Here is an 11,034-nt window from a genome sequence, read left to right on the forward strand (position 1 = left end):
TGATTGTAAACAGTAATGTCTGAACATTAGTTTTCAAGGAGGCGGTATATCCTGCCGCTTCCTTTTCTATACCCTTTTTTAAGAAGAATTTACAAAAAACGGAGGAAAATCAGAATGAAATATAAAATTTATTGATCCTTATGGCTGCGGACTGGAACTGGATCACAGGTGGGATCCTTCTTCCGGCGATTTTGAGCGTGCGAAAATTTTTCAACTTTTTTCTGTTTGTCCCGTATTATTGGACAGCGTTTATGTTATAATAAAGCAAACAAATGTTCTGAAAAGGAGATTTGCTTTATTACAAAAGAAATGAGGGATGCCATATATGAAAAAAGAATTTAACCGGCAGAGATACGAGTTGGGCCAAAGGATTCGGAAACTGCGGAAACGCTGTGATTTTTGCCAGGAATCTCTTGCGGAGAAGCTTGGTATATCGCAGATAACTTTATCCTGGATTGAAAATGGCACAACGAGAATGAATGTGGAAATTCTGATGAAGCTGTCCAATGTATTAGAAGTTCCCATAAATGTGATTTTGGGAATTGAAGATGACGAGGAACGGTATTTCACCGTTCCCACACAGTTTTTTTACTGATGATTCCTGCAGCCACAGCAGTTACTGCTTCTGCAATCCAGAAGGCGTGCCATACGCCCACTGCCCCAAAGATACGGCTGAGAACAAAGGCTGCCGGAATGATGACAAGCACATAACGGAAAAGAGAGACTGCCAGTGAAGGGGCTCCTTTTCCAAGTCCTTCCAGAGCGCCGCAGGCTGTGACAGATACGGAAGAAACCAGAAAGCCTGCGCTGATGATACGGAGAGCTGTTTTTCCTGCGAGAATGGTTTCTGCATTGGATGTAAACATCCCCATAAGCTGTCCTGGAACCGCAAGACAGATCACGGTTCCCAGAAGCATGATCATACTGGTCATGGCAAGGGTGACAAGATAGACTTTTTTCACACGTTTGTGTTCTCCCGCACCGTAATTATAGCCGATCACCGGCCGCATACCCTGAACGATCCCGCTGGCAGGAAGGTAAAGGAAAGTCTGCAGCTTGTAATAGATTCCCAGAACCACCACATAACTCTGAGAGTAAACAGCCAGAATACTGTTCAAAACAGAGATCAGCAGAGAAGGAAGGGCAAGGCTCAGGATTGCCGGAACTCCTATGGAATAAAGTTTTTTGTCTATGGAGGCAGCCGGCTTCAGGCATGTTCGTCTCAGGCGTACCTGAAGCGGCATTGTTTTGTATATGATAAGATAGATCACCAGATTCAGTACCTGTCCCAGGCCGGTTGCCAGGGCTGCGCCTTCCATTCCCATGGCAGGAAAAGGTCCCAGACCAAAGATCAGCACAGGATCCAGGATGATATTGGCAAGGCAGCCGCACATCATCCCCATCATGGAGGATTTCATTCTTCCGACTGCCTGAAAAAGCTTTTCAAAGGCAAGGTTCAGACCTACTACAACGGAAAAACAGAAAACAATTCCGGAGTAGCGGATTCCCAGATCGATCACCTCAGGATCAGATGTGAACAGCCCAAGGAAGAAGGGCATAATGGCAATACTGAAAATCATCATTACCAGTCCATGTATAACGGACAGAACGGTGCCATGAGTGGCGGCGATATCTGCGTGATCCCGTCGTCCCGCACCCAGATACAGGGAGATCTGAGAACTGATTCCCACACCGAAGCCAATTGCAATGGCGTTGACAAAATTCTGGACAGGGTAGACCAGGGAAAGGGCGGTCATGGCGTTTTCACTGATCTTTGCCACGAAAAAGCTGTCCACAATATTATAGAGAGAGTTTACCAGCATGGAGATTACCATGGGAAGGGACATGGATACGATCAGTGGAAAAACAGGTTTTTCTTTCATAAAAGTTTCGTTCATTTTTTTTCCTCCGGACAAAAAAATAAGCCGCACAACTACCGGAAGGTAATTGTGTGGCGAAAAGTGGCGTTACCAAAAAAGTCCACACCTTGTTTTGGACAGGTCATATTTTAGCACAGTCAGAAGAGAAACGTCAAGAGTCTGCCTTCCTTTTTGTTTGTCTTCTTTTTTATTGCACATATTTTTTTGTTGTGCTAAACTGGTTCTATTTAAAAGGAAACAGGAAAAGAGGAGTATGCTGTTATAAATTTATCTCAGTCGAGAAGACTCCCACTTCTATAAGTGGTGAGTTAATTTCAAACTTGTCTTTGTGGGAGTCCAATCTCCGACTGAGATAAACGCTCCGCGAGGATGCGCAGCGATTCTAAGAAGAATGTGTCAGCTGACGCTGACCAGAATCGCGCGCCAAGTCTCACGTGCGTTCGACTTGAATTTGATGTGGGAAACCTTTTGGGAAATGAACTGTGTTTTCCGCAGGAAGGTGTGAGGATATGGAATACGGGTATTATTTCTATGTGATTCTGGGATGGATTTCGGGAAGTATTCTTTTCGGACGTCTTGTTCCCATGCTTATGAAAGGGGTAGATGTGGAAGAAGCCTCCGGAGACGGTAACCCGGGGACTTTTAATGCGTTTGCCTGCGGAGGCGTTTTATGCGGAGTTCTGGTTCTGATCTGTGATCTGGCTAAGGGGGCTTTGCCGGTGATGCTGTGCAGCAGGCGCCTGGGGATAGACGCCTGGCCCTTTGCTCTGGTGATGGCGGCTCCGGTATTTGGACATGCACATTCGGTTTTTCAGAAAGGTCATGGAGGAAAGGCGATCGCAGTTTCTTTTGGTGTGCTGATCGGACTGCTTCCCATATGGAAGCCTCTGGCATTTCTGATCTTCTGGTACTTATTGTTTGTGGCGGTGATCCCGATGAAGTCCAATACCAGAAAAAGTATTTATGCTTTTCTGGGATTTGCGGTTACGTCGCTTTGTCTTCTCCGGCACAAAGTGCTCCTTGCCGGCTGCCTTCTGCTGTCGGGGATCGTGATACATAAACACTGTCTGAAAGCCAATGCCGCATATCGGCAAGGCGGAGAATGGAGGTTGGAATGAAAGCGTTGATCTTATCCTGCAATACAGGCGGCGGACATAACTCCGCAGCAAGAGCCATTGCAGAAGAAATGCATGACCGGGGAGATGAAGCTTATGTTCTGGATTATCTGGGACTTGCAGGAGAGGGCGTATCCCGGCTGGTAGGGGACGGCTATGTGCAGATCGTGAAAAAAACTCCCAGACTTTTTGGTATGGTTTATAAGCTTGGTATGGTGATCAGCCGTCTGATGCGAAGATCGCCGGTTTATTATGTGAACGGCAGAATGGCAAAATATCTGGACAGCTATCTGAAGGAGCATCCGGTGGATGTACTGGTAATGCCTCATCTTTATCCGGCAGAGACGATCACCTATATGAAACGGAAAGGAATGAAGCTTCCTCTGACGGTTGCGGTAATGACAGATTATACCTGTATTCCTTTCTGGGAGGAAACGGACTGTGATTATTATATCCTTCCTCATGAAGCCATGAAGAAATCCTGCGTAAAACGGGGACTTCCGGAGGAGAAGCTTCGCGCATTCGGGATTCCGGTGGCAAAAAGCTGCCGCAGAGAGATCAGCAGAGAGGACGCCCGAAGAAAGCTGGGGCTGGATCCGGACGGTAAATATTTCCTGGCAGCAGGAGGAAGCATGGGCGCCGGAGATCTTTCGGAGCTGGTAGAAAAGCTTCTGGAAGAAACCTCCACGGAAAAAATTCTTGTGATCTGCGGAAGCAATAAGAAGGCAGAACAGAAGCTGAAAAAACAGTTTGCAGAAGAATCGAGAACGCAGATCCTTGGATTTACCACGCAGATGCCCCTGTATCTGAAAGCCTGCAACGTGCTGTTTACCAAACCGGGAGGGCTGACCTCTACAGAGGCGGCGGTGGTGGGAGTTCCCATGATCCATACGGCTCCTATTCCGGGCTGTGAAACAGTGAATCGTAAATTTTTTACAAAGGCAGGAATGAGCTGGTCGGCAATGACCCTGAAAGGGCAGGTGGAAAAAGGAATCCAGCTTATGAATGACAAAACGGCTGCTGAGGATATGGTAAAAAAGCAGAAAAAGCAGATTCATGGAGACGCAGTGGAAAGACTGTGTGATTTTATTCAGGAAAAACGGCTCTAACTATGAAAACAAAAGGAAGAAATCCCCCCGGGAGGCTTGCGGGAGGGATTTCTTTTTTTATATAATAGGAATATCCGTTTAAATCGGATAAGATCAATAAGACAGAAAGTGCAAAGTTAAGATGAATACGTTAAAAGAAGAAATCCATGCCTACTGGACAGACCGTGCCAGAGGCTATTCAGAATACAATCAGCAGGAAATGGCGGACGCAAGGCGGAGCATGTGGAAAAAGAAGCTTCTGTCTTTGATAACCGGTCATTTTCCGGAGAAAAAACCGGAGGAGATCAAAATTCTGGACGTGGGTACCGGTCCGGGCTTTTTTGCCCTGCTTCTTGCAGAAGCCGGATATCAGGTGACAGCGGCAGATGTGACGGAGGAGATGCTGAAGGAGGCCAGACAGAATACAGGAGAACTGGCAGAGCGGATCACCTGGAAGCTCAGTGATGCTCAGAGGCTGGATCTGGGAGACGATTTGTTTGATGTGGTTCTTTCCAGAAATGTTACCTGGAATCTGGAGGATCCGGGAGCAGCGTATCAGGAGTGGTACCGGGTACTGAAGCCGGGCGGGCTGATGTGCAATTTTGACGCCGACTGGTACGGGCATCTTTATGACGAAGAAAAGCGCAGTGGTTATGAAGAAGACAGGCGCAGAGTAGAAGAGGGAAACCTTGAGGATTATTATACAGGAACAGATATTGAAAGAATGGAGTCGATTGCACGGAGAGTTCCTTTAAGCCGTCTGAAACGGCCGCAGTGGGATCTGGAGGCCATGGAAGCAGCGGGATTTTTTCAGACAGAATGCGACACAGAGGTCTGGAAAGAGGTCTGGACAGAGGAAGAGATTGCCAATAACGGCTCTACCCCTGTTTTTCTTCTTACAGGAAAAAAGAGACAGGTTTTTTGCCTGAATAATATCTGTGTAAAACCCGGAGAGATCTGGGAAGGTGATCTGGAGCTGGCAGAGGGAGAGATCCGGCTTCCGGCAGCGGTTCTTCATGGCAAAAAACCGGGAAAGACCATGCTGATCACAGCAGGGGTTCATGCAGGAGAATATGTAGGGATCCAGGCAGCCATAGAGCTTGCTCAGAAGCTGAAGATCCATAAGGTAACAGGAACTGTCGTTATCGTAAAAGTCATGAATGTTCCTGCATTTGAAAAAAGAAACGGAAGTCTTGGTCTGACAGACCATAAAAATCTGAATAGAGAATTTCCGGGAGACCCAAAGGGAACAGAGATGGAGAGGCTGGCCTGGGCGGTAACCCGGGAACTGCAGTCTGCGGCGGATTATTATATCGATCTTCACAGCGGAGACGATTATGAGCAGCTGACTCCGTATGTCTATTATGCAGGAATGGCAGAGGAAAAGGTGGTAAATGAATCCCGGAGAATGGCGGAACAGGTGGACGTACCTTATATGGTGCGCTCCAACGTAGCCTCCGGAGGTTCCTACAATCATGCGGCTTCCACAGGAATTCCAAGTATTCTTATTGAACGTGGGGGAATGGGCGGCTGGACCTATGAGGAAGTCCGTTCGACCAGAAGAGACGTGCGGAATATTCTCTGTCATCTGGGAATCTATCAGGGACAGAAGGATTACCGGACTTATTATCCGCTGGAGGTAACAGATATTTGCTATCAGGATGCTTCTCAGGATGGTCTGTGGTACCCCTTTAAAAAAGCCGGAGATGTGATCCGGGAGGGAGATATTCTTGGAGAAGTCCGTGATTATAAAGGAAAGCTGCTGGAAATCAGTATGGCAGAATCCGACGGAGTGATCCTTTATCAGACGGGAACCCTTCAGGTTCTGGGAAATGGTCCCATGATTGCTTACGGGCGGATCGTGGCTCCCTGTGATGAGCGAAAAGAAAGGATTGTCCATTACTGGGAAAAAAGAAGCAGCGATTTTCTGGAGCATAAAAGAGCAGAGCTGCACAGCGATATGGCAAAAAGGTGGCTCAGTGAGATACGCAGACAGCTTCCGGAGAGAAAAAATCTCCGTATACTGGATGTGGGCTGCGGCGCAGGATTTTTCTCCGTGCTTCTTGCCCGCGAAGGTTATCAGGTCACAGGGGTGGATCTGACACCGGATATGGTGGAAAATGCCAGGATACTTGCCCGGGAAGAAAATGCAGAGTGTGAGTTTCAGATCATGGATGCAGAAAATCTGAATTTTGCGGATGGAAGCTTTGATGTGGTGATTTCACGAAATCTTACCTGGACTCTTCCGGATGTGCGCCGGGCTTATAAGGAGTGGATCCGGGTGCTGAAGCCGGGCGGCGTGCTTTTGAATTTTGATGCCAATTATGGAATGAGTGATTTTACAGATGTAGCAGATCTTCCGGAAAATCATGCCCACCAGGAAATAGGAGATGAGATGATGCGCGAGTGCGAGGAGATCAAAAGGCAGCTTCCGATCAGCTCTTACAGCCGGCCGGCATGGGATCTGGAAACTTTGGGAGCAATGAAGCTTCAGAAGTTCCAGGTGGATCTGGGAATCAGCAGCCGGATCTATCTGGAGAAAGATGAGTTTTATAATCCGACCCCGATGTTTATGCTGAGAACGGAGAAATAAAAATGGATCTGAAGCAGATGCAGTATTTTACAGCCTGCGCGCAGACAGGATCCTTCAGTGAAGCGGCAAAGATTTTGTACTCCACCCAGCCCAGTGTCAGCAAGGTGGTAAAGGCTCTGGAGGATTCTCTGGGAATGCAGCTTTTTGAACGGCTTCCCCGGGGAATACGGCTGACTCCCCAGGGGCGGGAGGTCTATCGTTATGCCTGTAAGATTGTTAATGATATGAAAAAACTGGAAAATATGGCTGAGCACAGAATGGCGAAATGGCTTCGTATTTCTGCCAATCCCAGTTCCTGGTTTGCAACACAGTTTGTTGATTTCTATAATGAAAACTACGGAAAAAATTATCATTTTCAGATTTATACGGCAGGCGTTCGTACAGTAATGGAACGGGTCCGGGACTATCAGGACGATATTGGCTTTGTATATATTCTGGAAAGTCAGCGGAAAGATTTTTCGTATGAGCTGTCGAGAGCCGGTCTGGAATTTATTGATATGGAAGAAGCAGAGCTTCTCGTTTATCCTGGTGAAAAGTCTGTTTTTTTCGGGGAAGAAAAAGAAGTTTTCAGGCTGGAAGATCTGAAAGGAATGCGTTTTGTCCAGAATGGGCAGGATGAATTTTTTGATATGGGAGCAGCGGGAGAGCAGGCAGGATTTTCATGGAAGGATCTGGATATTTCTGTGGTGACAAACAGTGACTATATTATGGAAAGAATGCTGAAAAACACCAGTGTTATGAACATCAGCGGAAGCTATCTTTCAGAAAAGAAAAAGGGAACGGTACCGGGTATCCCTCTGGATATGAAGGGAAATAAAATGATATTTGGCTATATCTGCCACAGAGGAGAAAAGCTGGATCCGGATATCCGGGAATTTATCCGTTTCCTGGAAAGCAGACTGAGGGAAAAATCATGTTGAAATATATAGGAAAACGACTGATCCAGCTTATTCCTGTGCTTATAGGGATCACGTTTCTTTCTTTTGCCATGATGAGGCTTGCAGGAGGGGACGCAGTTACCTATATGTATGAAAATGCAGGAGGAGCGGTCTCTCAGGAGATTATCGATGAGGCAAAAAAAGAATACGGACTGGATCAGCCGTTTCTGGTACAGTATGGGAAATGGGCGGCAGGGATGCTCAGAGGAGATATGGGAACCAGTTATGTTTCTGGAAGAGAGGTTTTTGATGCTTTTGCAGAGAAGCTTCCGGCAACGGCTCTTCTGACACTTTCTTCAGTTCTGGTGACTTTGCTGATTTCCGTTCCTCTTGGGATTCTGGCAGCAGTAAAACAGAATAAATGGGTAGACTACATAATTCGGTTTTTCAGTTTTATAGGAAATTCATCTCCGAATTTTTTTGCGGCTCTGATCCTGATGTATTTATTTTCGGTAAAGCTTGGATGGCTTCCTGTAGTCACTTCAGAAAACATTGGTCTGAGCCTGATCCTTCCTACGATGACCCTTGCCCTGTCTATGGCATCCAAATATACAAGGCAGGTGAGGGCAGCAGTTCTGGAGGAGATGAATCAGGATTATGTAACGGGAGCAAGGGCAAGAGGGGTAAAAGAAAGAGTGATCATCTGGAAAAATGTCATGCGGACGTCAATGGTCACGATCGTTACTCTGCTGTCTCTGTCTGTGGGAAACCTTCTTGGCGGAACCACCATTGTAGAGTCTATTTTTATGTGGGACGGTGTGGGAAAAATGGCGGTAGATGCCATTACCATGAGAGATTATCCGGTTGTTCAGGCCTATGTGGCATGGATGGCAGTGATCTATGTGCTGGTGAATCTGGCAACAGATATCCTGTATCATTATCTGGATCCCCGGGTGAGACTGGGAGGTGACCGGCTATGAAAGAAAAGAAGCGGCTGATATTTTTTACTGTTCTTGCGGCGGTTCTTTTGCTGACCGCGGCTTTTGGAAGATACCTGTGTCCTTTCGACCCTTATGAGCAGAATCTTCTGCTGGCTAAACAGCCGCCGGGACCGGAACACTGGATGGGAACGGACCGGTTTGGAAGAGATATTTTTTCCAGAGTCCTTGCAGGAAGTACAGTCAGTGTTTATTCTGCACTTTTTCTGGTATTGACGGTTACGGTAACAGGGACTCTGGTTGGGATCATATGCGGCTGGTTTGGCGGTGCGGCAGATGCTGTTTTCATGCGGATCGCAGATTTATTTCTGGCGTTTCCAAGCCTTGTGTTTGCGCTGGCGGTAGCCGGAGTTCTGGGCGGCGGAATGCAGAATGCAGTGTTTGCACTGGCAGTGGTTGGCTGGCCAAAGTTTGCCCGTCTGGCAAGAAGTCTGACTCTTGCGCAGAAGGATGCGCCGTATATGATGGCGGCCAGGCTTTCGGGAAGCAGTGTTCCGAAGCTTTTGCTGAAACACCTTCTCCCGAATATCGGAGGACAGATCCTTGTGACAGCGGTTCTGGATATTGGTACGATGATGATGGAACTGGCAGGTCTTTCTTTTCTGGGACTGGGTGTGCAGCCTCCGGCGGCAGAATGGGGAAGTATGATAAATGAAGGAAGAAGCCTTCTGCAGATTTCTCCATGGATGTCTCTGGCCCCCGGCGCGGCGATTTTTGTGACAGTTCTGATTTTTAATCTTCTGGGAGACACGCTGAGAGATTTTCTGGATCCCAGATAGAAAAAAGGAAGCAGGATTCGAAAAAGAAAAGCGATAATCTGAAACAGGAATATAGAGGAGTACATAAGAAAAGAGGCACATATGAGAAAAAAATTACTTACAGCTTTTTTGACAGGGACGCTTCTGATAACAGGAATGGCAGTCAGTGTTATGGCGGATGATGAAAAAACATTTGTATATGGAACTACAGGCTACAGTGAGGAAATGGGAGACGCAGGGCTGAATCCCCATGATAATTATTCCGGCTGGAGTGCCATACGATATGGAGTGGGAGAAACTCTTTTTAAATATAGTGACAATATGGAAGTGGAACCATGGCTTGCTACAGATTATGAATTTACAGACGATACTACAGTAAAGATCACTTTGCGGGAAGGAGTAAAGTTTTCCAGCGGACGTATCATGGATGCCCAGGCTGTAAAGGAATGCCTGGAGAATCTGATAAAAGTCCATGACAGAGCGCCATATGATATGAAGATTGACCATATGGAAGCGGATGGCCTGACTCTTACCATTTGTACCACAGAGCCATGTCCGGCGATCATTAACTATCTGGGAGATCCTTATGGAGCCATTATTGATATGGAATACGGCGTGCAGGGACAAGGCGGAAATGCCAATGTGGCAGGAACCGGACCTTACATTGCAGAAAAGGTAACGCCTACTCAGATCGACCTGGTAAAGAATGAGGATTACTGGGGCGGTGAGGTGAAGGTGGATAAAGTGACAGTGAAGTCTTTTTCTGATGGAAGCGCTCTGACAGCGGCCCTTCAGACCGGGGATATACAGGGAACCTATGGACTTCAGTATGACAATTATGTTCTCTTTGACGGAAATCCGGAATATACCATCAATTCCTGCGCTACCAGCCGCTGTTTCTTCGGACAGTTTAACTTCCAGTCTGAGCTTATGCAGGATCAGAATATAAGGAAGGCCATTGAAATGGGAATCGACAAAGAAGGATTCTGTTCTGTGATTATGGAAGGAAGAGGAGTTCCTGCAAAAGCTGCTTTTCCGAACAGTTTTGATTATGGAAATGATGCAGTGGAAACGGTGTCTTATGATCTGGAAGGTGCAAAAGCGCTTCTGGAGGAGTCCGGCTGGAAGGACACAGACGGGGACGGTTATGCAGATAAGGACGGAGAAAAGCTTACCATAAACTGGCTCACCTACCCTTCCCGTCTGGAACAGCCAAAGCTGGCAGAATATGCCCAGGCAACCTTAAAGGAAATCGGGATCGATGTTGTAATAAACAATACACCGGATCACAGAACCTTTGCTGAAAATGGGGATTTTGACCTGTATGTAAGTTCTCTTACCGCAGCGCCTACAGGGGATCCGGAATACTTCTTTACCAGTACCGTAACAGGATCCAAGAATTATGGAAAGTACGAAAACGAAGAAGTAACAGCCCTTACAGAAAAGCTCCATCAGACTTTTGAACCGGAGAAAAGAGCAGAACTGGCTGTGGAGCTGCAGCAGAAGATACTGGATGATGATGCGTTTTTCTTTGTATCCCATCTGAATATGGGAATTGTGACCAGATCCAATGTAAAGGGAATGGCGGCGCATCCCTGCGATTATTATGAGATCACGGCTGATCTGGATGTGGAACAGCCGTAAATCCGGAAAGATACAGAAAGCGTAAAGGAGACCAGCTATGAAAAGTCAACCCTAAATTAGCAAAAAATTAAGTTCGTTTT

Annotated in this window: 9 protein-coding genes; 8 read left to right on the forward strand and 1 reads right to left on the reverse strand. The window is 46.8% G+C overall.

Annotation, left to right across the window (positions count from 1 at the left end):
- The first annotated feature begins 325 nt into the window (after window positions 1-325).
- Window positions 326-595 carry a helix-turn-helix transcriptional regulator gene (locus RDS42_RS07735; protein ID WP_308783140.1) on the forward strand — a complete coding sequence of 90 codons (270 nt, stop codon included), beginning with the start codon at window positions 326-328 and terminating at the stop codon, window positions 593-595.
- On the opposite strand, the gene RDS42_RS07740 is transcribed toward RDS42_RS07735, so the two are convergent.
- The gene (locus RDS42_RS07740) at window positions 567-1,898 is read right to left on the reverse strand and encodes an MATE family efflux transporter (protein WP_308783141.1); all 1,332 of its coding nucleotides are present in this window, start codon (window positions 1,896-1,898) and stop codon (window positions 567-569) included. The genes RDS42_RS07735 and RDS42_RS07740 overlap by 29 nt on opposite strands.
- A gap of 491 nt (window positions 1,899-2,389) precedes the next feature.
- On the opposite strand from RDS42_RS07740, the gene RDS42_RS07745 reads away from it, so the two are divergent.
- The 7 genes from RDS42_RS07745 (at window position 2,390) to RDS42_RS07775 (ending at window position 10,954) form a co-directional block, all read left to right on the forward strand.
- Entirely contained in the window at window positions 2,390-2,998 is a 609-nt protein-coding gene (locus tag RDS42_RS07745; RefSeq protein WP_308783142.1) for a glycerol-3-phosphate acyltransferase, read from the forward strand.
- Window positions 2,995-4,104, forward strand: coding sequence for a glycosyltransferase (locus RDS42_RS07750; RefSeq protein WP_308783143.1), 1,110 nt, complete (start codon window positions 2,995-2,997; stop codon window positions 4,102-4,104). Before RDS42_RS07745 ends, RDS42_RS07750 begins: the two co-directional genes overlap by 4 nt.
- 121 nt (window positions 4,105-4,225) lie before the next feature.
- Window positions 4,226-6,676, forward strand: coding sequence for a methyltransferase domain-containing protein (locus tag RDS42_RS07755; protein ID WP_308783144.1), 2,451 nt, complete (start codon window positions 4,226-4,228; stop codon window positions 6,674-6,676).
- 2 nt (window positions 6,677-6,678) lie between these two features.
- Window positions 6,679-7,596, forward strand: coding sequence for a LysR family transcriptional regulator (locus RDS42_RS07760; RefSeq protein WP_308783145.1), 918 nt, complete (start codon window positions 6,679-6,681; stop codon window positions 7,594-7,596).
- Complete coding sequence (gene nikB / locus RDS42_RS07765; protein WP_308783146.1) at window positions 7,590-8,534, forward strand: nickel ABC transporter permease; 945 nt, start codon at window positions 7,590-7,592, stop codon at window positions 8,532-8,534. The genes RDS42_RS07760 and nikB overlap by 7 nt, the downstream gene beginning before the upstream one ends.
- Window positions 8,531-9,331 (forward strand): nickel transporter permease, encoded by an 801-nt coding sequence (gene nikC / locus RDS42_RS07770; protein ID WP_308783147.1) that lies wholly within the window; start codon window positions 8,531-8,533, stop codon window positions 9,329-9,331. Before nikB ends, nikC begins: the two co-directional genes overlap by 4 nt.
- 81 nt (window positions 9,332-9,412) lie before the next feature.
- Window positions 9,413-10,954, forward strand: coding sequence for an ABC transporter substrate-binding protein (locus tag RDS42_RS07775; RefSeq protein ID WP_308783148.1), 1,542 nt, complete (start codon window positions 9,413-9,415; stop codon window positions 10,952-10,954).
- Window positions 10,955-11,034: the final 80 nt, after the last annotated feature.

Origin of the sequence: uncultured Blautia sp., from assembly GCF_902497045.1 — a bacterium.
GTDB lineage: Bacteria > Bacillota > Clostridia > Lachnospirales > Lachnospiraceae > Blautia_A.